At 64.8% G+C, this 24,568-nt stretch carries 22 protein-coding genes and 1 pseudogene; 15 read left to right on the top strand and 8 right to left on the bottom strand.

Features of this window, described 5'->3' with window-relative positions; genetic code table 11:
- Positions 1-72 precede the first annotated feature (72 nt).
- The 5 genes from Q8Q80_RS09505 (at position 73) to Q8Q80_RS09485 (ending at position 9,243) form a co-directional block, all read left to right on the top strand.
- Positions 73-600: a shikimate kinase gene (locus Q8Q80_RS09505; RefSeq protein ID WP_305632687.1), complete on the top strand. Its 528-nt coding sequence runs from the start codon at positions 73-75 to the stop codon at positions 598-600.
- Positions 588-1,676 carry a 3-dehydroquinate synthase gene (gene aroB, locus Q8Q80_RS09500; RefSeq protein WP_305632686.1) on the top strand — a complete coding sequence of 363 codons (1,089 nt, stop codon included), beginning with the start codon at positions 588-590 and terminating at the stop codon, positions 1,674-1,676. The genes Q8Q80_RS09505 and aroB overlap by 13 nt, the downstream gene beginning before the upstream one ends.
- Entirely contained in the window at positions 1,669-2,790 is a 1,122-nt protein-coding gene (locus tag Q8Q80_RS09495; RefSeq protein ID WP_305632685.1) for a deoxyguanosinetriphosphate triphosphohydrolase, read from the top strand. The genes aroB and Q8Q80_RS09495 overlap by 8 nt, the downstream gene beginning before the upstream one ends.
- 289 nt (positions 2,791-3,079) lie before the next feature.
- A complete protein-coding gene (locus Q8Q80_RS09490) occupies positions 3,080-7,747 on the top strand; it encodes a glutamate synthase-related protein (RefSeq protein ID WP_305632684.1) in 4,668 nt (1,555 codons plus the stop codon).
- 14 nt (positions 7,748-7,761) lie between these two features.
- Positions 7,762-9,243, top strand: a complete 1,482-nt coding sequence (locus Q8Q80_RS09485) for a glutamate synthase subunit beta (protein ID WP_305632683.1) — start codon at positions 7,762-7,764, stop codon at positions 9,241-9,243.
- Between the two features lie 490 nt (positions 9,244-9,733).
- On the opposite strand, the gene Q8Q80_RS09480 is transcribed toward Q8Q80_RS09485, so the two are convergent.
- Positions 9,734-10,249, bottom strand: coding sequence for a DUF4124 domain-containing protein (locus Q8Q80_RS09480; protein WP_305632682.1), 516 nt, complete (start codon positions 10,247-10,249; stop codon positions 9,734-9,736).
- 156 nt (positions 10,250-10,405) lie between these two features.
- Between Q8Q80_RS09480 and glmU the strand changes: the two genes are divergently transcribed.
- Positions 10,406-11,764, top strand: a complete 1,359-nt coding sequence (gene glmU / locus Q8Q80_RS09475) for a bifunctional UDP-N-acetylglucosamine diphosphorylase/glucosamine-1-phosphate N-acetyltransferase GlmU (protein ID WP_305632681.1) — start codon at positions 10,406-10,408, stop codon at positions 11,762-11,764.
- 51 nt (positions 11,765-11,815) lie between these two features.
- The gene (gene glmS, locus Q8Q80_RS09470; protein WP_305632680.1) at positions 11,816-13,735 is read left to right on the top strand and encodes a glutamine--fructose-6-phosphate transaminase (isomerizing); all 1,920 of its coding nucleotides are present in this window, start codon (positions 11,816-11,818) and stop codon (positions 13,733-13,735) included.
- A 25-nt stretch (positions 13,736-13,760) separates the two neighbouring features.
- Here the strand turns inward: glmS and Q8Q80_RS09465 are convergent, their stop codons facing one another.
- On the bottom strand, positions 13,761-14,921 hold the full coding sequence (locus Q8Q80_RS09465; protein WP_305632679.1) for a Fic family protein: 1,161 nt from the start codon (positions 14,919-14,921) through the stop codon (positions 13,761-13,763).
- A gap of 463 nt (positions 14,922-15,384) precedes the next feature.
- Between Q8Q80_RS09465 and Q8Q80_RS09460 the strand changes: the two genes are divergently transcribed.
- Both Q8Q80_RS09460 and Q8Q80_RS09455 read left to right on the top strand, forming a co-directional pair.
- Positions 15,385-15,975, top strand: coding sequence for a hypothetical protein (locus tag Q8Q80_RS09460; protein ID WP_305632678.1), 591 nt, complete (start codon positions 15,385-15,387; stop codon positions 15,973-15,975).
- Entirely contained in the window at positions 15,938-16,900 is a 963-nt protein-coding gene (locus tag Q8Q80_RS09455) for a hypothetical protein (protein WP_305632677.1), read from the top strand. Before Q8Q80_RS09460 ends, Q8Q80_RS09455 begins: the two co-directional genes overlap by 38 nt.
- A 21-nt stretch (positions 16,901-16,921) precedes the next feature.
- Here Q8Q80_RS09455 and Q8Q80_RS09450 read toward each other — a convergent pair whose 3' ends face one another.
- A complete protein-coding gene (locus tag Q8Q80_RS09450) occupies positions 16,922-18,106 on the bottom strand; it encodes an AAA family ATPase (RefSeq protein ID WP_305632676.1) in 1,185 nt (394 codons plus the stop codon).
- Between the two features lie 15 nt (positions 18,107-18,121).
- Positions 18,122-18,310, bottom strand: a complete 189-nt coding sequence (locus Q8Q80_RS09445; protein ID WP_305632675.1) for a hypothetical protein — start codon at positions 18,308-18,310, stop codon at positions 18,122-18,124.
- 155 nt (positions 18,311-18,465) lie between these two features.
- On the opposite strand from Q8Q80_RS09445, the gene Q8Q80_RS09440 reads away from it, so the two are divergent.
- Together Q8Q80_RS09440 and Q8Q80_RS09435 are read left to right on the top strand one after the other, a co-directional pair.
- Positions 18,466-18,819: a type II toxin-antitoxin system Phd/YefM family antitoxin gene (locus Q8Q80_RS09440; protein WP_305632674.1), complete on the top strand. Its 354-nt coding sequence runs from the start codon at positions 18,466-18,468 to the stop codon at positions 18,817-18,819.
- Positions 18,812-19,198, top strand: a complete 387-nt coding sequence (locus Q8Q80_RS09435) for a type II toxin-antitoxin system RelE/ParE family toxin (RefSeq protein WP_305632673.1) — start codon at positions 18,812-18,814, stop codon at positions 19,196-19,198. Before Q8Q80_RS09440 ends, Q8Q80_RS09435 begins: the two co-directional genes overlap by 8 nt.
- Here the strand turns inward: Q8Q80_RS09435 and Q8Q80_RS09430 are convergent.
- Complete coding sequence (locus Q8Q80_RS09430) at positions 19,160-20,947, bottom strand: hypothetical protein (protein WP_305632672.1); 1,788 nt, start codon at positions 20,945-20,947, stop codon at positions 19,160-19,162. The genes Q8Q80_RS09435 and Q8Q80_RS09430 overlap by 39 nt on opposite strands.
- 147 nt (positions 20,948-21,094) lie before the next feature.
- Positions 21,095-21,328 (bottom strand): AbrB/MazE/SpoVT family DNA-binding domain-containing protein, encoded by a 234-nt coding sequence (locus tag Q8Q80_RS09425; protein WP_305632671.1) that lies wholly within the window; start codon positions 21,326-21,328, stop codon positions 21,095-21,097.
- Between the two features lie 181 nt (positions 21,329-21,509).
- Between Q8Q80_RS09425 and Q8Q80_RS09420 the strand changes: the two genes are divergently transcribed.
- Together Q8Q80_RS09420 and Q8Q80_RS09415 are read left to right on the top strand one after the other, a co-directional pair.
- A complete protein-coding gene (locus tag Q8Q80_RS09420) occupies positions 21,510-21,779 on the top strand; it encodes a type II toxin-antitoxin system ParD family antitoxin (RefSeq protein ID WP_305632670.1) in 270 nt (89 codons plus the stop codon).
- A complete protein-coding gene (locus Q8Q80_RS09415) occupies positions 21,776-22,102 on the top strand; it encodes a type II toxin-antitoxin system RelE/ParE family toxin (RefSeq protein WP_305632669.1) in 327 nt (108 codons plus the stop codon). The genes Q8Q80_RS09420 and Q8Q80_RS09415 overlap by 4 nt, the downstream gene beginning before the upstream one ends.
- Positions 22,103-22,534: 432 nt before the next feature.
- Here Q8Q80_RS09415 and Q8Q80_RS09410 read toward each other — a convergent pair whose 3' ends face one another.
- On the bottom strand, positions 22,535-22,948 hold the full coding sequence (locus Q8Q80_RS09410; RefSeq protein WP_305632668.1) for a type II toxin-antitoxin system VapC family toxin: 414 nt from the start codon (positions 22,946-22,948) through the stop codon (positions 22,535-22,537).
- A gap of 17 nt (positions 22,949-22,965) precedes the next feature.
- On the bottom strand, positions 22,966-23,220 hold the full coding sequence (locus Q8Q80_RS09405) for an antitoxin (protein WP_305614625.1): 255 nt from the start codon (positions 23,218-23,220) through the stop codon (positions 22,966-22,968).
- A gap of 355 nt (positions 23,221-23,575) precedes the next feature.
- Between Q8Q80_RS09405 and Q8Q80_RS09400 the strand changes: the two are divergent.
- Positions 23,576-24,235, top strand: a pseudogene (locus Q8Q80_RS09400) (ABC transporter transmembrane domain-containing protein); the annotation flags it as partial.
- Between the two features lie 148 nt (positions 24,236-24,383).
- The coding region (locus Q8Q80_RS09395) for an ATP-binding cassette domain-containing protein (RefSeq protein ID WP_305632667.1) at positions 24,384-24,568 on the top strand (185 nt) is incomplete at its 3' end.

Raw genomic sequence — 24,568 nt, 5'->3', positions numbered from 1 at the left:
GGATCTACCGGACGGGCGGCCCGATCTTGAGGCCGTCTGTCGGGGCGGGCGGGCACTGCTAGAATCCGGCCCGTGGAACACAGCGACAACATCATTCTCGTCGGCCTGATGGGCGCCGGCAAAACCACGGTCGGACGGCAGCTTGCGCGACGCCTGCGCAAGCGCTTCGTCGACTGCGATCACGAAATCGAGGCGCGCACCGGCGTCAGTATTCCGACCATCTTTGAAATCGAGGGCGAGGCGGGTTTCCGCCGGCGCGAAAGCGCGGTGATCGAAGCGCTGGCCCAGGAATCGGGCCTCGTACTGGCTACCGGCGGCGGCGCCGTGCTCGACCCGATGAACCGAGAGCATCTGAAGGCGGGCGGATGGGTGGTCTATCTCGATGTGCCGCCCGACGTGCTGTGGCACCGCACGCGCGGCGACCGCAACCGGCCCCTGCTGCAGGTCGATGATCCGCGCGCCCGGGTGCGCGAGCTGCACGGCATCCGCGATCCACTGTACCGCGAGGTCGCGGATTTCATTGCCGAAAGCGGGCTGGGCAGCCCGCTGACCATCGTTCGTCAACTTGAACGGGAATACCTGAGCCGATGCGCAGCCTGAACGTCGCCCTCGATGAGCGCGCCTACGACATCCACATCGGTCGCGGCCTGATCGATCGTGGCGACTTGTTTGCGTCGGTGCTCAAACGCAAGCGCGCGGTCGTCATCAGCAATGAGGTGGTTGCGCCGCTGTACGCCGCCCGCGTGCTCGCCGCCCTTGATTCGGTTGATGTCGCGCACCAGCTGGTCGTGCTGCCCGACGGCGAAGCGCACAAGGATTGGCCGACGCTGAATCTCATCTTCGACGCGCTGCTCGGCGCCCGGGTCGAACGTTCGACCACGCTGATCGCGCTGGGCGGCGGTGTCATCGGTGACATGGTCGGCTTCGCCGCCGCCACATATCAACGCGGCGTGCCCTTCATCCAGGTGCCGACCACGCTGCTGTCGCAGGTCGATTCCAGCGTCGGCGGCAAGACCGCCATCAATCACCCGCTCGGCAAGAACATGATCGGCGCCTTTCATCAGCCGAAGCTGGTGCTGGCCGACATCGATACGCTCGACACGCTGCCGGAGCGTGAATTGAAGGCCGGCCTGGCCGAAGTGATCAAGTACGGCCTGATCCGCGACCGCGAATTCTTCGACTGGCTCGAAATCAACATGCCGCGCCTGCTGGCGCGCGACGCCGACGCGCTGGCGTTTGCCATCGAACGCTCCTGCCGCAACAAGGCCGAGGTGGTGATCGAGGACGAAACCGAAACCGGCGTGCGGGCACTGCTCAATCTCGGTCATACCTTCGGCCACGCGATCGAAACCGGTCTTGGCTACGGCGAATGGCTGCACGGCGAAGCCGTCGCCGCCGGCACGCTGATGGCGGCCGAACTGTCGCGCCGCCTGGGCTGGCTGGGCGACGCCGACATCGCGCGCATCCGCGCCATCCACGAAGCAGCCGGCCTGGCGCTGCGCGGTCCGCGCCTGGGTGTCGACCGTTATCTCGAACTGATGTCGCACGACAAGAAGGTCGAAGCCGGCAAGCTGCGGCTGGTGCTGCTGCGCGCCATCGGCGAAGCCGTGGTGTGGGGCGAGGCGACGCGGCCTGACGTCGCATCGGCGATCGAACAGTGTTGCGCCGATGTCTGAACTGGCCCCGTACGCCGCGCGTGAAGACAACTCGCTGGGCCGTGTGCACGCCGAAGACGCGCCGTCCGGGCGCAGCCAGTTCCAGCGCGATCGCGACCGCATCATCCACAGCACCGCGTTCCGCCGCCTCGAATACAAGACGCAGGTATTCGTCAATCACGAGGGCGACCTCTTTCGCACGCGGCTGACCCACAGCATCGAAGTGGCGCAGATCGCCCGCTCGATCGCGCGCGCGCTTTGGGTCAACGAGGATCTGGTCGAGGCGATTTCGCTGTCGCACGACCTCGGCCATACGCCGTTCGGCCACGCCGGCCAGGACGCACTGAACGAGTGCATGCGCGAACACGGCGGCTTCGAGCACAACCTGCAGAGCCTGCGCACGGTCGATCTGCTGGAAGAGCGCTACGGCGCCTTCGACGGGCTGAACCTCACGTTCGAGACGCGCGAAGGCATTCTGAAGCACTGTTCGCCGGCGCGCGCGCGCGACCTCGGCGACCTGGGCCGGCGCTTCATCGAGCGCACCCAGCCGACCATCGAGGCGCAGATCTGCAATCTGGCGGACGAAATCGCCTATAACAATCACGATGTCGACGACGGTCTGCGCTCCGGCCTGATCACGCTTGAACAGCTCGAAGAGGTGCCGGTGTTCGCGCGCTACCGGCGCGAAGTGCTCGAGCGGTATCCGCAGATCACCGGCCGGCGCCTGATCCACGAAACGATCCGGCGCATGATCAACGCACAAGTCGTTGATCTGGTGGCCGAAACCCGTTCCCGCATCGCGGCAGCCGCGCCGAAGTCGATCGAAGACGTGCGCGGCGGGCCGGAGCTCGTCGCCTACAGTGACGCCATGCGGGCGGAACAGCGCACCCTGAAGCAGTTCCTGCGCGACGAGCTGTACCGCCATTATCAGGTGCTGCGCATGACGGCCAAGGCGCGGCGCATCGTGGCCGAACTGTTCGGCGCCTTCCACGGCGATCCGAAGTTGCTGCCGCCGCAGTACCAGTCCATGGCGAAGGACGACCGCGCACGCGCCATCGCCGATTACATCGCCGGCATGACTGACCGTTACGCCATGCGCGAACACCGCCGGCTGTTTGCCGTGGGCGACATCTGAAGCGACCAACGCACGCCGGAATCCGTCACGTTTTGATGCACCGCGGAACGAGTATTGTCTGCGGCCGTGCATGTCCGTATACTCCGTCGTCCACCCCAAAAGTGCCCGGAGCGGCTTCAGCGTTGAAGCGGCCAGGCCACCCGAGCCGGTGCCCACATCGTCCCGCCGTCAGGCGATGATCGTGGAAGCCGGCTTTTTCACGGGCTTGGAGGTGCGAATTCCCGCAGTGCGACAGGCCGCAGGGCCGGTTCCGTGCGCGGTTGGCAAACGAGTTCCGAGGACGAATGCAATGGGTCTTCCCCATACTCAAGGTCTGTACGACCCCGAAAACGAGCACGATGCATGTGGTGTGGGTTTCGTTGCGAACATCAAGAATCGCACGTCGCACGACATCATCGAAAAGGGTCTGCTGATCCTGAAGAATCTCGACCATCGGGGTGCCACCGGTTACGACCCGATGCTCGGTGACGGTGCCGGCATCCTGATCCAGCTGCCCGACGCGCTGCTGCGCGACGAAGCCGGCAAACTCGGCATCACGCTGCCCGCCGCCGGCGATTACGCCTGCGGAACCGTTTTCCTGCCGCAATCCGCCAATGGCGCCGCCGCCTGTGAATCGGTCGTCGCGCGCATCATCCATGAAGAAGGCCTGACCTTCCTCGGCTGGCGCGATCTGCCGCGCGACAGCAGCGTGCTGGCCGAAGCGGCCCGCGCCATGGAGCCGCAGATGCGCCAGGTGCTGATCGGCCGCCCGGACACCGTGGCCGACCAGACCGCCTTCGAACGCAAGCTGTTCGTCGTGCGCAAGCGCGTCGAACATGCGGTGCGCGCGCTCAAGCTGTCCGATGTCGGTCAGTTCTATATCCCGTCGCTGTCGTCGCGCACCATTGTCTACAAGGGCATGCTGCTGGCCAACCAGGTGGGCGAGTACTTCCTCGACCTGCGGGACAGCCGCGCGATGTCGGCGCTGGCCCTCGTGCACCAGCGCTTCTCGACCAACACCTTCCCGACCTGGGATCTGGCCCACCCCTTCCGCATGATTGCCCACAACGGTGAAATCAACACCGTGCGCGGCAACATCAACTGGATGAAGGCGCGCCAGAAGTCGATGAAATCGGCCGCACTGGGCGACGATCTCGACAAGCTGTGGCCGCTGATCGTCGAAGGCGGCTCCGATTCGGCGTCGTTCGACAACGCGCTCGAACTGCTGGTCATGGGCGGCTATTCGCTGGCGCACGCCATGATGATGCTGATCCCGGAAGCCTGGGCCGGCAATCCGCTGATGGACGAAGAGCGCCGCGCGTTCTACGAATTCCACGCCGCGATCATGGAGCCGTGGGACGGCCCGGCCGCCGTGGCCTTCACCGACGGCCGCCAGATCGGTGCCACGCTCGACCGCAACGGCCTGCGCCCGGCACGTTTCCTCGTGACCGACGACGATCTGGTCGTCATGGCGTCCGAAATGGGCGTGCTGCCGATTCCGGACGAACGCATCATCCAGAAATGGCGCCTGCAGCCGGGCAAGATGTTCATGATCGACCTCGAAAAGGGCGCGATCATTGAAGATGGCGCGCTCAAGCACGAGCTGTCGACCGAATATCCGTACGACAAGTGGATCACCGATTCGCGCTTCTTCCTGACTGAGCTGGAAGAAGTCGAGTACGCGAACAGCCGCACGGAAACCCTGCTCGACACGCAGCAGGCCTTCGGCTACACGCAGGAAGACATCAAGTTCATCCTCGCGCCGATGGCCTCGGCCGGCGAAGAAGCCATCGGCTCGATGGGTAACGACTCGACGCTGCCGGTGCTGTCCGACCGCAACAAGCCGCTGTACAGCTATTTCAAGCAGCTGTTCGCGCAGGTGACCAATCCGCCGATCGACCCGATCCGCGAAGAGATCGTCATGTCGCTCGCGTCCTTCATCGGCCCGCGTCCCAACCTGATGGGCGTGGCCGACAATGAAGAGGGCCTGACACCGCGCCTTGAACTGACCCAGCCGGTGCTGACCAACCAGGACCTGATGCGCCTGCGCGACATCGAGCGCCTGACCGGCGGCAAGTACCGCTCGCTGGTGCTCGACATGACGTATCCGGCTGCCGAGGGCGTCGCCGGTTGCGAAGCGACCATCCGGCGCCTGCAGGTGGCGGCCGAGAAGTCGGTGGCTGACGGCTTCAACATCGTGCTGCTGTCCGACCGTGCCGTGTCGCGCGAGCGCGTCGCCGTACCCGCGTTGCTCGCCACGTCTGCCGTACATCACCATCTGGTGCACAAGGGCCTGCGCACGCTGACCGGTCTGGTGATCGATACCGGTTCGGCCCGTGAAACCCACCACTTCGCGCTGCTCGCCGGTTACGGCGCCGAGGCGATCTGTCCGTGGCTGGCCTTCGACACCATCGCCGAAATTTCCAACGAGCTGCCGTCCGGGTTGTCGACCAAGGAAGCGTCGAAGCGCTTCATCAAGGCGGTCGGCAAGGGTCTGAACAAGGTCATGTCCAAGATGGGCATTTCGACCTATCAGTCGTACAGCGGCGCGCAGATCTTCGAAGCCATCGGCCTCAACTCGGCCTTCGTGAAGCGCTACTTCACCGGCACCGCCACCCAGGTCGAAGGCATCGGCCTGGCGGAAGTCGCCGAAGAAGCGCTGCGCACGCACGCCCAGGCTTTCGGCAACGACCCGGTGCTGGCCAATGCGCTGGATGCCGGCGGCGAGTACGCCTTCCGCGTCCGCGGCGAAGAACACATGTGGACGCCGGACGCCATCGCCAAGCTGCAGCACTCGACGCGCGCCAACAAGTACGACACGTACAAGGAATACGCGAAGATCATCAATGACCAGACGAAGCGTCACATGACGCTGCGCGGTCTGTTCGACATCAAGCCGGCCGGCCCGCCGGTGCCGCTGTCGGAAGTCGAAGCGGCGGTCGACATCGTCAAGCGCTTCGCCACCGGCGCCATGTCGCTCGGCTCGATCTCGACCGAAGCGCACACCACGCTGGCCATTGCGATGAACCGCATCGGCGGCAAGTCGAACACCGGCGAGGGCGGCGAAGATCCGATCCGCTTCAATCCGGTGACCGAAGACACCACGCTCGACAAGCTGATCGGCTCGTCGCGCGTGGAAGTCGCGCTGCCGTTGAAGAAGGGCGATTCACTGCGCTCGAAGATCAAGCAGGTCGCGTCCGGCCGTTTCGGCGTCACCGCCGAATACCTGGCCAGCGCCGACCAGCTGCAGATCAAGATGGCACAGGGCGCCAAGCCGGGCGAGGGCGGTCAGCTGCCCGGCCACAAGGTGTCGGAATACATCGGTTTCCTGCGTCACTCGGTGCCGGGTGTCGGCCTGATTTCGCCGCCGCCGCACCATGACATCTACTCGATCGAGGATCTGGCACAGCTGATCCACGACCTGAAGAACTCGAATCCGCAGGCTTCGGTATCGGTCAAGCTGGTGTCGGAAATCGGTGTCGGAACGGTCGCGGCCGGTGTGTCGAAGGCCAAGGCCGACCACGTCGTGATCGCCGGTCACGACGGCGGCACCGGTGCCAGCCCGATTTCGTCGATCAAGCACTGCGGCACACCGTGGGAACTCGGCCTGGCCGAAACCCAGCAGACGCTGGTGCTGAACCGCCTGCGCGGCCGCATCCGCGTGCAGGCCGACGGCCAGATGAAAACCGGTCGCGATGTGCTGATCGGCGCGCTGCTCGGCGCCGACGAGTTCGGTTTCGCCACGGCGCCGCTGGTCGTCGAAGGCTGCATCATGATGCGCAAGTGCCACCTGAACACCTGCCCGGTCGGCGTTGCGACCCAGGATCCGGTGCTGCGCAAGAAATTCACCGGCCAGCCCGAACACGTCGTCAATTTCTTCTTCTTCGTCGCCGAAGAGGTGCGCGAATTGATGGCGTCGATGGGCATCCGCAAGTTCGAAGACCTGATCGGCCGCGCCGACCTGCTCGACACGCGTGCCGGCATCGAGCACTGGAAGGCGCGCGGGCTCGACTTTTCGCGCATCTTCTTCATGCCGCCAGTGCCAGCCGAGGTGTCGCGCTGCCATTCGGAAACGCAGGACCACGGCATCGACCGCGCGCTCGACCATGCGCTGATCGCCAAGGCGAAGGACGCCATCGAAAGCGGCAAGCCGGTGGTCATCGAGTCGCCGATCACCAACGTGAACCGCACCGCCGGCACCATGCTGTCGCACGCCGTGGCCAGCAAGTACGGCCACGCCGGCCTGCCCGACGGCACCATCACGGTGAAGCTGTCCGGTACCGCCGGCCAGAGCTTCGGCGCCTTCATCGCACGCGGCATCACGCTGGAACTGACCGGCCAGGGCAATGACTACGTCGCCAAGGGCCTGTCCGGCGGCCGCATCATCATCAAGCCGAGCGACGCGTTCCGCGGCAAGGCGGAACAGAACATCATCGTCGGCAACACCGTGCTGTATGGCGCGATCGAAGGCGAGTGCTACTTCCGCGGCGTGGCCGGCGAACGTTTCGCGGTGCGCAATTCGGGCGCCATCGCGGTGGTCGAAGGCACCGGTGACCACGGTTGCGAATACATGACCGGCGGCACCGTGGTCGTGCTCGGCCAGACCGGCCGCAACTTCGCCGCCGGCATGTCGGGCGGGGTGGCCTACGTGCTCGATGAAGACGGCAGCTTCGCCAAACGCTGCAACATGTCCATGGTCGAAATCGACGCGCTGAGCGGTGATCTGGCGGACGACGCCGACGTTGATGTGATCGGTCGCGCGGTGGTGAACCATGTCGACATGTGCGACGAAGAGATCATCCGTCGCCTGGTCACCCGTCACCTGCACTTCACCGGCTCGGCGCGCGCGCGCGACGTGCTCGACAACTGGGCGCAGTGGCGCTCGAAGTTCGTCAAGGTGATGCCGATCGAATACCGTCGCGCGCTGCGCGAAATGGCTGCCCGCGCGGAAGCGCCGAGCGCAGCCCTGGCCAAGTAACAGGAACACGAGTCATGGGAAAGTCCACCGGTTTTCTTGAATTCCAGCGCCTGTCCGAGGCGTCGCTGCCGGTCGCCGAGCGCGTCCACAATTACCGCGAATTCGTGCTGCACCTGAGCGACGAAGAAGCCAGGGTGCAGGGTGCGCGCTGCATGGACTGCGGCATTCCGTTCTGCAACAACGGCTGCCCGGTCAACAACATCATTCCCGACTTCAACGATCTGGTTTACCGCCAGGACTGGAAGCAGGCGATCGAGGTGCTGCACTCGACCAACAACTTCCCCGAGTTCACCGGCCGCATCTGCCCGGCGCCGTGCGAAGCCGCCTGTACGCTGACCATCAACAGCGACGCGGTGGGCATCAAGTCGATCGAGCACGCGATCATCGACAAGGCCTGGGAAATGGGCTGGGTCGTGCCGCAGCCGCCGGCCGTAAAGACCGGCAGGAAGGTGGCTGTCGTCGGCTCCGGCCCTGCCGGGCTGGCGGTGGCGCAGCAACTGGCCCGCGTCGGCCACGACGTGACCGTGTTCGAGAAGAACAGCCGCGTCGGCGGCTTGCTGCGTTACGGCATCCCCGACTTCAAGATGGAAAAGTCGCACATCGACCGTCGCGTCGCGCAGATGGAAGCCGAAGGCGTCACCTTCCGCACCGGCGTGCGCATCGGTGATCTGCCGGAAGGTTCGCCGGTGCACAGCGACGCCGCAACGGTCATCAGCCCGGCGCAGCTGGACGCCGAGTTCGACGCCGTCGTGCTGGCCGGCGGTGCCGAACAGCCGCGCGACCTGCCGGTGCCGGGCCGCGACCTCGACGGCGTGCATTTCGCGATGGACTTCCTGCCGCTGCAGAACCGCGTGGTCGCCGGCGACACCGTGCCGAACCAGATCATGGCGACCGGCAAGCACGTCGTCGTGATCGGCGGCGGCGACACCGGTTCGGACTGCGTCGGCACGTCGAACCGCCACGGCGCAGCCAGCGTGAGCCAGTTCGAACTGCTGCCGCAGCCGCCGGAAGCCGAAAACAAGCCGCTGGTGTGGCCGTACTGGCCGGTCAAGCTGCGCACATCGTCCAGCCATGAAGAAGGCTGCGAACGTGATTGGGCGGTCGCGACCAAGGAATTCATCGGCCATGAAGACGGCCCGAATCGCGGCAAGGTCAAGCAGCTCAAGGCCGTGCGCGTCGAATGGAAAGACGGCCGCATGCAGGAAGTGCCCGGCTCGGAAACCCTGATGGACGCCGACCTCGTGCTGCTCGCGATGGGCTTCGTCAGCCCGGCCGCCAGCATCCTCGACAGCTTCGGCGTCGACAAGGACACCCGTGGCAACGCAAAGGCCACGACCGACGGTGACGGCTGCTACGCGACCAGCGTGCCCAAGGTGTTCGCCGCCGGCGACATGCGCCGCGGCCAGTCGCTCGTGGTGTGGGCGATCCGCGAAGGTCGTCAATGCGCCCGCGAAGTAGACCAGTTCCTGATGGGTTCATCGACCCTGCCACGCTGATCGCCCGCCCTTCCCGGATCGCCCTGCGGGCGAAAAGGGGGAACGCCGGCCGACCGGCCGGCGTGGAGAGGGTCGTCAGCGCGTAATCGCCTGCGGGGCAGGCTCCTACGAAAAACGGCGGCACATCAACCACCTGCGCCGCCTTTCGTAGGAGCGGACCCCGTCCGCGATACGTACGTTGTTCAAGCGCCGCTGCGTGTCCGGAGCGCGCAACCGCCTGCGGGGGCGGAGCGGGGGTTTCGGCGAGCATTGCTCGTCGCCCGCAGAGCCGGCTGGCCATGCAAGGCCAGCCGTGGGAGGCTCCTGCGAAAAAAAGCGGCACATCAACCACCTGCGCCGCCTTTCGTAGGAGCGGACCCCGTCCGCGATACGTACATTGTTCAAGCGCCGCTGCGTGGTCGGAGCGCGCAATCGCCCGCAGAGCCGGCCTGCCATGCAGGGCCAGCGGTGGGTGCCTCTTACGAAAACCTCAGTGTGAGCCGACGTTCCGCTACGGCAACTTGCGCATCAACATCGGCCGCTCGGCCGGCTGTGCGGGCGGGCGGATCGGCGCGTACACCGGCTGGGTCGGGAAATGGCGCCGCACGATGCGCGGGGGGACGGCGTACAGACTGTCATCGAGCACGGCGGGGTCGTCGCAATCCACCCGGCGCTGCGCTTCACACCGCTTTCGCGCCGCGAGGCGGGCGCTTTCTTCCTGTTCGCGGGCTTCGGCGGCCTGGTTAACCGACTGCTGGCGCAGCGCCTGTTCGACCTCATCGCGTACCGCGTTGCGATCCAGATTCGCCGGTGAGGCTGGCGCCGTCGGCGAATCGGCCGTCGCGCCCGGCGGTCGTGTCACTCTCAGCGGATCGATCGTCTGGACCGGCGTCGAGCGCACGCCGGCTGGCGGCGTGTGACCGTAGTTGATCACCCCGTTTTCGTCCTTCCAGCGATGCACCGTGTCGGCGGTCGCGATCGTGCTGAAAGAAATCAGCGCGGCGATGTAAAGCGATCCGTATCTCATGTCGTAAGTACTCGAAGCCATAGCCTTCATTGGTCCGCATGCGCGGGCGCAGGTTGCATTGCCGATGCACTTTCCCGGCTGTGCGAGAACTGCTGCGCAGCAGGCCAATGTCCCCCAATGCTAGAGTTGATGCGGTTTTCCGCTACAGGGTGTCCGATGCAGATTGTTATCCTCGCCGCCGGTCAGGGCAAGCGCATGCGTTCCGCGCTGCCCAAGGTGTTGCAACTCTTGTCCGACCGCCCGCTGCTCGGGCACGTACTGCGTACCGCAGCCTCGTTGCAGCCCTCGCGCACCTGTGTGGTGTACGGCCATGGCGGCGACGCCGTGCGTGCCGCCTTCTCCGATCTGCAGGTCGACTGGGCGCTGCAGGCCGAACAACTGGGTACCGGCCATGCCGTGATGCAGGCGCTGCCGGCATTGTCGCGCGAAGAGCCGGTGCTCATCCTCTATGGCGACGTGCCGCTGCTGCGCGCCGACACACTGGTCAAGCTGGCCGACGCGGCCGGCGAAGACAGGCTGGCCATCCTCACCGTCACGCTCGACGACCCCACCGGCTACGGCCGCATCGTGCGCGACGCCGCCGGACGCATCGTGCGCATCGTCGAGCAGAAGGACGCGACCGAGGGCGAACGCAAGATCCATGAAGTGAACACCGGCATCATGGTGGTGCCCGGCGCACGGCTGGGCGGGTGGCTCACCCATCTGTCGAACGACAACGCGCAGCGCGAGTACTACCTGACCGACGTCGTCGCCGCCGCGGTGCGCGACGGCGTGCCGGTGGTGAGCACGCAACCGGCGCGTGTTTCGGAAACGCTCGGCGTGAACGACAAGGCGCAACTGGCCGATCTCGAACGCACCCATCAACGCGAGAACGCTGAACGCCTGCTGAACGAGGGTGTCACGCTGCGCGACCCGGCGCGCATCGACGTGCGCGGCGAGCTCGTGTGCGGGCGCGACGTCGAGATCGACATCGGCTGCATCTTCGAAGGCCGCGTCGAGCTGGGCGACGGCGTCGTTGTCGGCGCCCACTCGGTGCTGCGCAACGTCACCATCGCCGCCGGCACGCGCATCGCGCCGTTCTGCCACTTTGACGACGCCACCGTCGGCGCCGGCTGCCAGCTCGGCCCGTACGCCCGCCTGCGCCCCGGCGCCAGGCTGGCCGAAGACGTGCACATCGGCAATTTCGTCGAGGTGAAAAACAGCGACATCGCCGCCCACAGCAAGGCCAACCACCTGGCCTACGTCGGCGACGCCACGGTCGGCAGCCGCGTGAATATCGGCGCCGGCACCATCTGCTGCAACTACGATGGCGCAAACAAATTCCGCACCGTGATCGAAGACGATGTGTTCATCGGCTCCGACACCCAGCTCGTCGCACCGGTCACCGTCGGCCGCGGTGCCACCCTGGGTGCAGGCACCACGCTGACCGAAGACGCGCCGCCCGGCGCGCTGACGATATCGCGCGCCCGCCAGATCACGATCACCGGCTGGACCCGGCCGGTGAAGAAGAAGTAACGCTTTTCCCCATCCGAATTTTTGCGCAGCTCTGCTTAAAGGAACGTCCCCATGTGCGGCATCGTTGCGGCCATCTCCGGCCAGAATATCGTCCCCGTCCTGCTCGAAGGACTGCGCAAACTTGAATACCGCGGCTATGACTCGGCCGGTCTGGCCGTGCTCAATGGTGCGCAGGGCACCGCGCTGCGCCGCCTGCGCTCGGTCGGCCGCGTGGCCGAACTGGCCGCCCAGGCCGACGAACAGAAGCTCGAAGCGTCGATCGGCATCGCGCACACGCGCTGGGCCACGCACGGCGTGCCGTCGGAGCGCAACGCCCACCCGCACATCAGCGACGGTCTGGCCGTGGTGCACAACGGCATCATCGAAAACTTCGAGCCGCTGCGCGCCCGCCTGACCGGGCTGGGCTACACCTTCACGTCGGAAACCGACACCGAAGTGATCGCCCACCTGGTGCGTTATCACCTTTCAGGAGGACGCCGGGCCGCCCCAAGTACTCCTGCCCCCCTCGGGGGGGCTGACGCGCAAGCGGCAGCTCAGGGGGCTGAGCACCCCACGCCCGACCTGATCGACGCGGTGCGCGCCACCTGCAACGAACTGATCGGCGCCTACGCCATCGCCATCGTCACCGAGGGCGAAGATTCGCGCATCGTCGTGTCGCGCCACGGCTCGCCGCTGGTGCTCGGCCTGTCGGACAACGGCAACTACGCCGCGTCCGACACCTCGGCGCTGCTGCAGGTCACGCGCAACATGATCTATCTGGAAGACGGCGACATGGCCGAACTCACGCGCACTTCGATGCGCGTGTTCCGTCTCGACGGCTCGCCGGTCGAGCGCGCGGTGCAGGTGAGCCAGCTGTCGGCCGACGCGGTCGAACTGGGCAACTACCGCCACTACATGCAGAAAGAGATTTTCGAACAGCCGGCTGCGCTGTCGAACACGCTGGAAATGCTCGCCCAGGCGCGCTCCATCACGCCCAATCTGTTCGGCGCCGAAGCCGACAACGTGTTCCGCTCGGTGCGCCGCGTGCTCGTGCTCGCCTGCGGCACCAGCTATCACGCCGGTCTGGTCGCGCGCTACTGGCTGGAAGACGTCGCCGGCATCGAATGCAGCGTCGAAATCGCCAGCGAATACCGCTACCGCAAGCCGGTCGCCGACCCGGATACGCTGGTCGTCACCATTTCGCAGTCGGGTGAGACCGCCGACACGCTGGCCGCGCTGAAGTACGCGAAGTCGCTCGGCATGATGCACACGCTGTCGATCTGCAACGTGCCGGAATCGGCCATCGTGCGCGAATCGTCGCTCCGCTTCATCACCCGCGCCGGCCCGGAAATCGGCGTCGCCTCGACCAAGGCCTACACCACCCAGCTCGCCGCCCTGGCGCTGCTCACGCTCGCCGTCGCCAAGACGCGCGGCACGCTCAGCAACGCGCAGGAAGAGAAATACCTGAAGGCGCTGCGCCATCTGCCCAGCGCGGTCACCCGCGTGCTCGAGCTCGAGCCGCAGATACAGGCCTGGGCCGAACGCTTCGCGATGAAGCAGCACGCGCTGTTCCTCGGTCGCGGCCAGCACTACCCGATCGCGCTCGAAGGCGCGCTCAAGCTCAAGGAAATTTCCTACATCCACGCCGAAGCCTATCCGGCCGGCGAACTCAAGCACGGCCCGCTGGCGCTGGTCGACCGCGACATGCCGGTCATCGCCATCGCGCCGAACGACGCGCTGATCGAGAAACTCAAAAGCAATATCCAGGAAGTGCGCGCGCGTGGCGGCGAGCTGTACGTCATCGCCGACGCCGGCACCGAAATGGTCGAAGGCGAAGGCCTGCACATCCTGAACATGCCGGAGAACTACGGCCTGCTGTCACCCGTGCTGCACGTCATTCCGCTGCAACTGCTGGCGTATCACGCGGCGCTGGTGAAGGGCACCGATGTGGACAAGCCGCGCAATCTGGCGAAGAGCGTGACGGTGGAGTGAGGCGCACCGCGCGCTTCGCTATCCATCATCCGGGGCGGTTCAGTGCGTCGGGAACGAAGCCTTCCGTCGCCAATGCGCGAATGACGCCGCGCAGCAGCACGTTGTTGCTGAAACCCACGGTGTACTGACGCGCACCGTCGCGGATCGGCACGAGCATCAGGCGTTCCACGAGCTTGCGGATCTGGTAGGTGCGCTGGGCTTCCGTCATTGCGGGCATCGCGTCTTTCAGGTCACTCGCCTTGGCGACCCCTGCGTGCGCCGTCGCCATGAGCACCCGCTCTTCCATGTGCGTCAATGACTCGCGCTCGCGCGCGTGGCGCAACGCCGGCGTCAGGATGTGTTCGATGAGGTAGCGCTGGTCGGTCAGCCGGGCCACCTTGCCCAGTTCGTCGAGCACGCCGGACAGCACGTAGATGCACCACGCCTCCCGTCCTTCCGGTGTGCCGGTATCCGCCTGGCTGAGCATGGCGTAGTAGCGATCACGGTCGTTGCAGAACACTGCGGTCGGATTCAGCACCCGCCCGCCCGCCTTGACGTCGAAACCGTACTTGATCATCAAGGTGTAGGTCAGCAGCCGGACCACCCGACCGTTGCCGTTGCCGAAGGGGTGTATCCACGCGAAACGGTGGTGCGCGAGCGCGACCTTGATCAGGTCGTACTTGCGCGGGTCAGGCTGATTGATGAAGGCCACCAGCTCGCTCATGTACTGCGGCACCTGCAGCGCCTCGGGCGGAAGGTGGTCGGACTGCGAAATCTGCACCGACCCGTGGCGGTAGGCGCCGGGGGTGGCGTCACCTTCCCGCTGCAATTCGCGCACCGTCAGCGCATGCAGCTCGCGCACGAAATGCTCGGTGATGTCGTCGCCCGGTGCGAAATGCGCTTCGATGAAGGTCATGGCCTCTTCGATATTGGCCATTTCGCGCAGCGTGTCGCTCACGGTCGCCACACTTGCTTCGAGCCGGCTTTCGACGTAGTCGGCCAGCGTGGTGTGGTTGCCCTCGATACGGGCCGAACCCAGGCTTTCCAGCATGTGGAAGATCTGCTTGAGCTGGAAGAACACCGGTGCCGGCGTGCTGCCTTCCAGCCGCAGGCGGCGCAGATGTTCCAGCTCGGTCACCACATCGACGAGCGGCGAGTCGAAGGCGGGGTTGAGCAAATTCAGGTCATGGTGGCGAAAGGCTGGCATGAGCAACCCGGGCGTCGAAATGGAATCCGGATCATAGATTATCTGTAATCGACTTGACTGGTATCTTTAAAATCACAAAAAAAATGCTTAAGAACAATTGCCTGAAGAGCATCCACGTAAAAGTATCTTGAAATACACGGGGCCTTTTCTGCAGAGCCCACCCTGAACATCTTGAATATCCGCCACGGGGGCACGCACTCAGACTTCCGCGCGTGAGCCGCAATCGCAGCCGGGTCTTTCGTGGGAGCGAGCTTGCTCGCGATTGCTGCCTGAAACGAAGCGGCGGGCGAACCCTGCCGTGCGGACAACTCCGCTGAAGCCCGCCGTTCCGCGCGTCCTTCAGGCCAAGCCGATGTCCTTGTGCTAGTTTTGACCACACGAGCCCGCCTCGCGTACCCGATCCGCTTCCGATGTGCACGCCGCGGCTTCATTTCACTCGCACCTGACTCCGCAGGGGAATGCCATGGCACACCGGTTCGTCGCGTTGCGCAAGGACGGCAGGAAGACATATCTCCATGACGCAGCCGGCCGCAAGGTGCGCGAAGTCATCTGGGGCGACTACCTGACGGTGAAGCGCGCGCTGGATGACGGCCGGCTCGAGATCGACTGGGCGGCGCGCTCGCCCGACAAGCGCCGCACGTTGTACATCGCGGCCGAAGACACCGTCGAGCGGCGCCCGCTCGAAATCGTGTTCGTCGACGTGGGGCAGGGCGACGGCGCGGTGCTCATCTCACCCGAAACCGGCAAGGACGAACGCATCATCGTCATCGACGCCGGCAAGGAGGGCAATATGCGCGCCTTCCTGAACGCACGGTTCAAGAGCTACCGCGGCTTCAATTTCCACGCCGCGGTCGTGACGCATCCCGACCAACGATCACTATCTCGGCTTCCAGGCGCTGTTCAGCGACCACAAGATCGGCTTCAGGACGGTCTATCACAACGGTCTGGTCGAACGCGCCGTCACCGGCACCTGGGCCAAGCTCGGCGGCGAACCGGTAGCCGATCCGGCAAGCGGCGTGTCGTACGTGACCGCGCTGGCGGTCGACAAGGCTGACGTGACGCGCCTGTTCGGTGCGCTGCCGGCCAACACCCGCTACGAGTTTCCGAAGCTGATGCGGGCGGCGCTGCAGAACCCGAAAATCAAAACCCTGCGCATGCTGTCGACCGAACACGCAAAACGCGAAGGCGGTGTCGCGTGGATGCCCGACTTCGCGCCGTCGAACCGGCGCGGCTACACCATCCGCGTGCTCGGGCCGGTGGTCGAAAAAGGGCCCGGCGGCAAGCCCGCCCTGCGCCGCCTGAAGAGCTACGGCGAAACCAAGAACGGTCATTCGGTGCTGCTCAGGCTGCAGTACGGACAGTTTTCCGTGCTGTTCGGCGGCGACCTGAACGAGCCGGCCGAGAAATTCCTGCTGCAGCACTACACCGGCCGCGCCACGTTCCCGAAGCCCGGTACGCCCGACCACGACGCCATGGTGGCCGAGGCGCAGAAAACCTTCCGCTCCGAGGTGATGAAATCCTGTCACCACGGCTCCGAGAAGGTGACCGACGCCTTTCTCGCCGCGGTCAATCCGGCCGCCTTCATCATTTCATCGGGCGACCAGGAAGGGCACGTCCATCCGCGCCCCGACCTGCTGGGCCGCCTCGGCCGCTACGGCCGCGGCGACGCGCCGGTCATCCTGTCCACCGAACTGCAGCGCTCGTCGCGCCCGCTCGAAGACGGCGCGCAAGTGCAGAAACTGCTCGACCGCATCGACGCCCTGGCCACCGCGCTGTCACCCGAAGCGCTCGACGCCATCAAGCTCGACGTGAAGGAACTGGCGCGCAGCAATGTGGAGGTGTACGGCGCGATCTACCTGAAGACAGACGGCGAGCGGCTGATGACCGCCTTCCGCATCGAGACCGGATCGGAGCTGGAAAAGTGGTTTTCGTTTCGGTATGCGTTCAATGCGAAGGGGGGGGTGGTGCGGACGGATTAGACGTACCGCTACCGGTAGCAGTCAATCGTCTTCCAGGGGAAGCATCCCCTGAGGTGGGCTGGGTGGCCAGGTTTCGCTGCCCACACGCGCTTCGAACCAGCGGTGCATGGCGGCATCTTCCAGAGCGTATTCGCCGCGTGCCGATTTCCACACCAGTGCCGGCATGCGCTGGCGCAATGATTCCAGCGCCTTCTGTGCCTGCGTCACACTGACCGGCTGGCCTGACTTGTCGCGGTAAAAGCGCAGTGCCTCGGCGTCGTAAGGCCGAAACATCGGCCCCTGCGCCAGCATGCGCCAGAGCACCGCCTGCTCGACAGGCCGGAGCCCCACGTATTCGGATTCCATCTGCGCTTCATCCTGTGCCTGCTGCCGCATGGCCGCCTCAAGCAGGGCGGGTTCGAAACGTCCGCTCAGGGCGGCGAGGGGGCTCAGCACCTGACCCAATGCCGCCATGAAAAACTGTGGCCTGAATCCGAACATTTCGAAGGCCTGCTGCAGCAAGGTCTGATCCACCGCCCCGAGTTCAGATCTTTGCGCCTCGATCAGGCCTGCCACGTGAGCGATGAAGTCCGGCCCCAGCGGCGGCATGCGCTGTATTTGCGAGCCGTAGAACGGGGCGCCAGCGGTGTTGACCAGTCGCAGCAGCTTGTCGCGGTCAGAGCCCGACATGACCAGCATCAGATTGACGGCACCCGGCTTGTTGAGCTGGTCACGCGCGGATTTCAGTGCCGTCATCGCCGCCTCACCCGCGTCACTGGTCAGCGCATGCTGGGCTTCGTCGATGATCAGCGCCACCGGTTGGCCCGCTCTTTCATGCAGCAGTCGCAGTGCGTCGGTCAAGGTGAGGCCATCGACCTTGCCTATCCTGCTGGTGTCCACCTCAAGCCCGCCGACCTTCACCTTGTCCAGGCCCGCCTTCCTTGCCGTGCGCGCCACCAGGCCCAGTTGAGGCTGCAGTGCCCGGGCAATGGCTTCGGCGATCAGCGCGCCGGGGTCGCGCCGCGTATCGGCCCACAAGTCCACATAGACGACCACCACGCCCACCGCCTGCAGGGCCGGTTGCAGGTCACCCTGCAGGAAGGTGGATTTGCCGGTGCGCCGTGGTGCGGCCAGAAACAGCCCGTTGTGGGCATCGCCGAGCAGGGTCTTGCCCTGCAATGCAGCCACCAGCTCCTGGGCCAGCGCAGTACGGGGGAAGGCGATCATCGCGATTATCCAAAATTATCTGAGTTCGGATAATTTATCTAATTTCAGATAAAAGTCGATAGTTTGAGGTGCCGACTGCTCGCCGACGAGGGGCGACCGCGACATGCCGGTCATCGCCATCGCGCCGAACGACGCGTCAATCGAAAAGCTCAAGAGGATTGTCCAGGAAGTCCACGCCCGCGGCGGTTCAAGCAGTTGCTGCAAGCGCCGCCGCCATCGGCTGCATGCGTCAGGTCAAGCGACGTGCGAGCACGCTGCTTGACCTCACCGCCGCAATGAATGACCCGCCTCCAGTCCCCGACTCGCTGAGATAAACTGCACAGAATTCTGTCACCTACCCACCCTCCAGGGAGCGAGCCATGGGGTTTTCTGCCAGTGATGTCGTGCCCTTCACCCAGGCACGCGCCAATCTTTCCGAACTCGCCGACCAGGCCAAGGCCGGCGCAGAAAAGATCATCACCAAGAACGGTGAAAGCTACGTGGCCCTGATCGACGCCGACCGGCTGGACTATTACCACCGGCTGGAACGCGAACGCATCCACTTGTTGCTGATTGACGATGCACGGCGCGGTCTGGCCGACATCACGGCCGGGCGTACCCAGGCGGCCGATTTCGCGATCACCGGGCTGCAGCAGCGTCGCGCGAAGGGGTCGGCGGCAGTTGCCAGCGAGACTGTTCCTTCCACCGGCAAAGCCCGAAAGACGCGTGGCTGAAACCCTCCACCAGGTCGAGCTGACCGATAGCTTCCTGGAACGCCTCGAAGCCATCGAAGCCTTTCTGATCGAAGCCGATGCCGGCGCAGCCTTCGACGATCTGCTCGATCAGTTGCGCAACACCATCATCCCGAATCTGGCCCGCTTTCCTCGCATCGGTCGGCGCTACCTCGACCACCCGCCCCAATCCGCCGAGGCACTCAGCCTGCTCGCCGCCATGCCCGCAGGTGCCGCCGACTCCCTCCGCGAGTATCTGCACGGCGACTACCTCATGCTCTACACCGTGGCGGATGACGTGGCGACGGTCTATCTGCTGACCATCCGCCACCATCGGCAGTTGTCATTCGATTTCGCGGGGCTTTGGCCGGCGGGAAATTGAGCCCAGCGGGGCGCGGGCGCACGATCCGCGCCTGGTTGGCGATCTCGCACGCGAGGGAGAGCGTAGCTTCACGAATTCCGGATCGGCCTCGCCACGCGTGTACTCGATGAGATTCCGTATAAATGAGATCGATGCGATCTTCTTCATCGCGTCCTTGAAGAACGCGCCCTTCCAGTCCTTCGTGAATACGTTCTTGATTCCAGCGGCCGGTTCCAGCGCCACGCCGGCACCGGTCTTCGAAGTCATTAGGCAGTTGCTGTAACCCACGAAGCGGCTTTCGACAGTGCGGTAGAAGTCGAAGTTGTGCGTCAACAGAATTTGCTTGAAATGCGGGCTTTCCGAGATGTCCATTAGGTATTGAATGATCGCGTACTTGTTCTTGTAGTCGAACGAGTCCGCGATATCGTCCACGATGATGAGCGTGTCCTGGCCAGCCTTCTTCCGTGCCTCGATCTCGAACAGGATGTTCAGTACATAGAGGGCCTTCTTCTCCCCCGTGCTGAGGGCCTGCAGCAGTGAAGCGCGGTCAACGGGCGCCTGCTCGGTGCCGTCGTTGAAGATGAAGTCGAGACTCAGCATCTCCTGCTGGCCCAGGATCACGTCCACGCGGTTCGATGCTTCCAGCTTGAACGGTACGAAGAAGCGCTCGTTGAAAATCTCTATGACATATTCCCACTGGGTCCTCTCCTTCTTCGCCTGCTCCTCGATTTCCTTGCGCCGCGCCTCGGCCGCTTGGTATTGGTCCAGCAAGGCCTTGTAGAGGTCAAACCGGGCATCGATATAGGCCTTCCAGACTTCCTGCCGGAAGTTGGCCATATTGGCGAACTTGGCCAGCAGCTCCTCGTGGTTGAGGAGATAAGCCTCGAAGTCGCGTACGGTAACGTTCTTCTGGATGAGCTTCTCGATCTCAGCGAACTTCTTGCGCAGGTCCTTATCGTTCGAGATCGCCTCCTTCTCCTTGGAGATCAGCTCCTCCAATTCTTTCTGCGTCGTGATTTCCTTCTTCTCGCCCGCGTTGAGGTTGATGGAGTGGTTTGCGGCAAAGAAGCCGTTGTCGGCGAGTTGCTTGGCGATCTGCGCGGCATTGTAGTAGTTGAAGACGCCCTTCTTGAAGTAGGTCGATTCGGCCAGCAGCTCGTTGTACTTCTTTATAAATCCGTCGATTGCGGTCTTGAAGTCCTTGGTGTCGAGGAAGCTCTGCACCTTCTCATCAAAGATCAGGTCGTAGGGCACATCCTTCAGCGGAGCATCCGGCCGGTTCGCCACCTCATCCTTGATGCGGTTCAGGGCGACATAGAACTCGTTGTCGTTGGCCGTGAATGCCAAGGAGAATTCCTTCTCGATATCGCGTTTGGAACCGGACTGCTCCTGCAGGGCCTTAAGCAACGCCGCCTTTGCTGCGTCAATCGCAGTGTGCAGGTCCTCGTACTCCTTTCGGAGCGCAGGATTCACCAGCAATGTCGACGTCTTTGTCGTGTGCCCCATAGCTTCTTCGTAGGGGCGGACCACGAGCACGCTCTCTTTCGGCAGTTCGGCGCCGGTCTCATCCTTGACGTTCCGCGTGCAGGCGCGCGCTGGAAAGATGCGGTCCCTAGAAGCCGTATCGCTGGCGATGTCTTGGAAGGTTTGCGCCAGCGAAGTCTTCATCGACCCGTTCGGCGCGTAGATGGCAATGGCGCTGGTCTTCGTGAAGTCCAGCGTCGCCGTGAGCCTGCGGATGCCGTAGCAATGTTCGAGATCAATCGTCAAAGTTCTCAAGGTGCCTTGCTCCCGTTGCTGCCGGTCGCCCCGGCGATTTCCAGATGGCCGAGCATCCGTTTGACATGCCCCGACATCATGACATTGGTGTCGAGCAAGAGGCGCGGCACGCGCCCGTCGTTCGGCGGGACGGCCGACTCAGTCACGCGCGGCGGCGTCGCGCGCCCAGGGCACTGCGTCGGCGACAGCGGATTCGTTGATCTGCAGTTCGGCGAGCTTGGCCCGCACCGCATCGCCGCGCTGGATGCGCGCCGGCGTGAGGATGATCTGGCCGTTGACGGCTTCGACTTCGAAATACTCGGTCGGGCCGATGGCTTCCGTCACCGCCCGGGGTAGCGTGAGCTGGTTCTTGCTGGTGAGCTTGGCGAGCATGGCGGGCTCCAAAGAAAGGAATCCTTACTTTAGCGGTGCCGTCCGCCCGGTGTAAGGGGCGCTGGGCTGGTCGCCGGACATGTCCTCCGCAGCGCTCGCTGTCGTCGCCGAACCGGGAGTGGGCTGGACGCTGAAACCACTCGGGAATAGGATTAAATCCTGTCCTGCCGAGGAGCCCACGATGCGCACCACCCAGCAACTGAGCATCACCCTGCCCAATGACATGGCGGATGTGGTGAAAGAGAAAGTCCGGTCGGGCGAATACGCCAGCGAAAGCGAAGTCATCCGCGATGGTCTGCGCGCGCTGCTGGCGCGCGACAGGGCGGTTGAAAGCTGGCTGGTGCAACAGGTGGGGCCAGCCTACGACGCGCTCAAGGCGGATCCTTCACGTGCGCTGAGCCCGGACGAAGTTCGTGCGCAACTGGCCGCCGAGCACGCCAAGGCTGGATGAGCCATCGCGTCGTTTTCACGCCGGAAGCTTCCGGGCAGCTTCTGTCCCTGTATGTCTACATTGCGCGCGCGGCATCCCCGACTGTTGCCGCGCACTACACCGACGCCATCGTCGCGTACTGCGAAAGTCTGAATGTCTTCCCGCATCGAGGCATACGGCGTGATGATGTTCGGGCCGGACTGCGCATCACGCATTACCGCAAGCGCGCGGTGATTGCCTTCGCGGTCGATGTCGATCAGGTGTCCATTCTCGGCATCTACTACGGTGGTCAGGATTACGAGGCCATGCTGCGGGATGATCCTGAGGGTGATGTGCAGCCTTGAGCAACCGGGCATAGACAGGTCTCCGGACTGGTGAGCGAGCAGCGGCTTGATGCGGGTCGCCAGAAAAGGGGCAATGACTGAATGACGGAAACCCCATCCGTCCCCCATCACCCCGATGATCCGAACCGGCACGCGGGATTTTCGAGATCCGGATCGGTGCGCCCGGTTTTCGCAGGAGCGGGCCCTGCCCGCGATGGGGCGGTTGATCGGGCGCCGGCGCGTGTTCAGAGGCCGCATCGCCAGCCGTGGATAGGCTCCTACGAAAACCCGGATCGGTTCACGGGTTTTTCGATGACCCGAACCGGTTGTGCGGGTTTTGAAAACCCGCACTACGCAGCAACTGGGCATCACCCTGCCCAAGGACAGGGCGACGAACCCACCAGCGCGCATGGCCCGCTGGCCGGGGGTCTAGGGCGGCCGCCTGTTCCGGCCTCAGTCCGCGGGCTCGTGTGCCGGCGTATTGCCGGCCGACCAGTCAAATGTCCTCAGACCCGGCACGTGCGCGAACGCGCGGTCGGCGGTGATGAGGGTGCAGCCCTCGGCGACGGCCTGGGTGGCGATCAACAAGTCCATCGCGGCGAGACTCACGCCATGGGCTTCCATCCGCGTGCGCAGTTCGGCAAAGGTCGCGGCGGTGGAAGATGTCCAGGGCACGATGGGCAGGGCTTGCAAAAAGGTGTCGACCGCACGCGCAAGGCGCTTGGCTTCCGGGCGGCGGCGCACGCCGTAGCGAAGTTCGGCTTCGGTGATGACCGAGAGGCACACGCGCTGTTCGTCCATCGCGGCCAGCAGCACCGGATGCGCGTTGCCGCGTATCAGTGCCGACGCGGCATTGGTGTCGAGCATGCAGGGGCCGAGTGGTGTCATGGCCAGTCGCGCAACTGCGGCGGCGCGCTGTCGCGAGGGATGTCGAAGTCGGCGAATTCCTGAGGGGCTTCGGCAATGAGCGCGTCGCGCAATGCGAGCCAGTCCGAGAATGTGCGTCTGTACGGGCTCAGGATGACGTCGCCGGTTTCGGGGTCACGCCGGATGCAGACCTCGTCACCTTCGAAGCGGAATTCGGCCGGCAGGCGTACCGCCTGACTTCGGCCGTTCTTGAACAGTTTCGCCGTGGTCATGGGAGGTGTTCTCGACATGGTATATACGGCGATATATACCACCCGTTGCCGGGCGCTTCAAGTTCTCGCGGTCGGCATTTGTCCGTGGCCGGACCGAGGACGCAAAGGCCGGGAAAACCGGTCAGCGCGAGCAATGAGTGCGGGCAAGGTTCGCACGTGATTTGCCGTCGAGCACCCCAAGGCCCGGTGAGCCATCGCATCGTTTTCACGTTGGGATCCATCCGAAAAGGTTTGCACCGGTAGCCCCGCAGCGCGCTCTCCGGATTTCCACATCTGACCCGGCACAATAGTGCTTTGCCTCGCCGCGCCCCATGCGGCAACGCGCTGCGACTCACAGCACCGGAGCCCTCACCGCATGACGGAATCCACTTCCGCCCCCGGCCTTTCCGCCGCCCCGCCCCCCGCCATCGGCCTCAGCGGCGCCGCCCGCGACCTCTACCGCGCGCTGTGGCTTCATGCAAAAGGCGTGCGGCCGCAGATGCTCGGCGCCGCCGCGCTGCTGTCCGGTGCGCAACTGATGCGGCTCACCATGCCCTGGCTCGCCGCGCAGGCGATCAATGCGCTGCAGCAGGGCGACATGGCGACGGCGGGGCGCTGGATTGCCTATCTGATCGGCATCTATCTGCTGTCGTGGTTGTTGCATGGCCCGGGTCGGGTGCTGGAGCGCAATGTGGGGGTGCGGGTGCGGGTGCGCGTGCGGCTGGCGGATCAGCTTTATGCGCGCATCGCCGCAGCACCCCTGGCGTGGCGCGACGGGCGGCATTCGGGCGAGCTGCAGCACCGCGTGATGCAGGCCAGCCGGGCGCTGTCCGACTTTGCGCAGAACCAGTTCGACTATCTGCAGAGCGCGTTCAACTTCGTGGGCCCGCTGGTGGCGCTGGCGCTCTTGTCGCGCACCAGCGGGGCGATCGCGATCACCGGCTACGTGATCATTTCTTTCATCATCCTGCGCTTCGACCGCACATTGATGCAGCTCGCCCGCGCCGAAAACGACGCCGAGCGCCGCTATGCCGCGGCGCTGCTCGACTTCGTCGGCAATGCCGGCACGGTGATCGGCCTGCGGCTGCAGGCGGCGTCGCGCACGCTGCTCGGCCGGCGCATGGACACGGTGATGGCGCCGCTGCGCCGCGCTCACGTCGGCATGCATACCGGCGTTCGACGAGGTGCTCGAACGCCTGCCCGACGGGCTGCACAGCGGCCTGAGCGAGCGGGGCGGCAATCGGTCGGGCGGTCAGCGGCAGCGGCTGGCGCTCGCCCGCGGCGCGCTGGCGGCGCAGGGCAGTTCGCTCTTGCTGCTCGACGAACCGACCAGCGCGCTTGACCCACTGGCCGAGGGCCGCGTGTTCGA

This window comes from Methyloversatilis sp. (assembly GCF_030698125.1).
Lineage (GTDB): Bacteria > Pseudomonadota > Gammaproteobacteria > Burkholderiales > Rhodocyclaceae > Methyloversatilis.
The sequence above is the reverse complement of the archived record's forward strand: the minus strand, read 5'-3'. Positions and strand labels throughout refer to the sequence as shown.

Bases quoted from the DNA above. Each gene is read 5' to 3' on its own strand.
- Q8Q80_RS09415 (WP_305632669.1), top strand. From the start codon at position 21,776: ATGAGCCATCGCGTCGTTTTCACGCCGGAAGCTTCCGGGCAGCTTCTG.
- Q8Q80_RS09465 (WP_305632679.1), bottom strand. From the start codon at position 14,921: ATGCCAGCCTTTCGCCACCATGACCTGAATTTGCTCAACCCCGCCTTC.
- Q8Q80_RS09405 (WP_305614625.1), bottom strand. From the start codon at position 23,220: ATGACCACGGCGAAACTGTTCAAGAACGGCCGAAGTCAGGCGGTACGC.
- Q8Q80_RS09410 (WP_305632668.1), bottom strand. From the start codon at position 22,948: ATGCTCGACACCAATGCCGCGTCGGCACTGATACGCGGCAACGCGCAT.
- glmS (WP_305632680.1), top strand. From the start codon at position 11,816: ATGTGCGGCATCGTTGCGGCCATCTCCGGCCAGAATATCGTCCCCGTC.
- glmU (WP_305632681.1), top strand. From the start codon at position 10,406: ATGCAGATTGTTATCCTCGCCGCCGGTCAGGGCAAGCGCATGCGTTCC.
- Q8Q80_RS09480 (WP_305632682.1), bottom strand. From the start codon at position 10,249: ATGAGATACGGATCGCTTTACATCGCCGCGCTGATTTCTTTCAGCACG.
- Q8Q80_RS09425 (WP_305632671.1), bottom strand. From the start codon at position 21,328: ATGCTCGCCAAGCTCACCAGCAAGAACCAGCTCACGCTACCCCGGGCG.
- Q8Q80_RS09460 (WP_305632678.1), top strand. From the start codon at position 15,385: ATGGCACACCGGTTCGTCGCGTTGCGCAAGGACGGCAGGAAGACATAT.
- Q8Q80_RS09440 (WP_305632674.1), top strand. From the start codon at position 18,466: ATGGGGTTTTCTGCCAGTGATGTCGTGCCCTTCACCCAGGCACGCGCC.
- aroB (WP_305632686.1), top strand. From the start codon at position 588: ATGCGCAGCCTGAACGTCGCCCTCGATGAGCGCGCCTACGACATCCAC.
- Q8Q80_RS09495 (WP_305632685.1), top strand. From the start codon at position 1,669: ATGTCTGAACTGGCCCCGTACGCCGCGCGTGAAGACAACTCGCTGGGC.
- Q8Q80_RS09490 (WP_305632684.1), top strand. From the start codon at position 3,080: ATGGGTCTTCCCCATACTCAAGGTCTGTACGACCCCGAAAACGAGCAC.
- Q8Q80_RS09450 (WP_305632676.1), bottom strand. From the start codon at position 18,106: ATGATCGCCTTCCCCCGTACTGCGCTGGCCCAGGAGCTGGTGGCTGCA.
- Q8Q80_RS09420 (WP_305632670.1), top strand. From the start codon at position 21,510: ATGCGCACCACCCAGCAACTGAGCATCACCCTGCCCAATGACATGGCG.
- Q8Q80_RS09485 (WP_305632683.1), top strand. From the start codon at position 7,762: ATGGGAAAGTCCACCGGTTTTCTTGAATTCCAGCGCCTGTCCGAGGCG.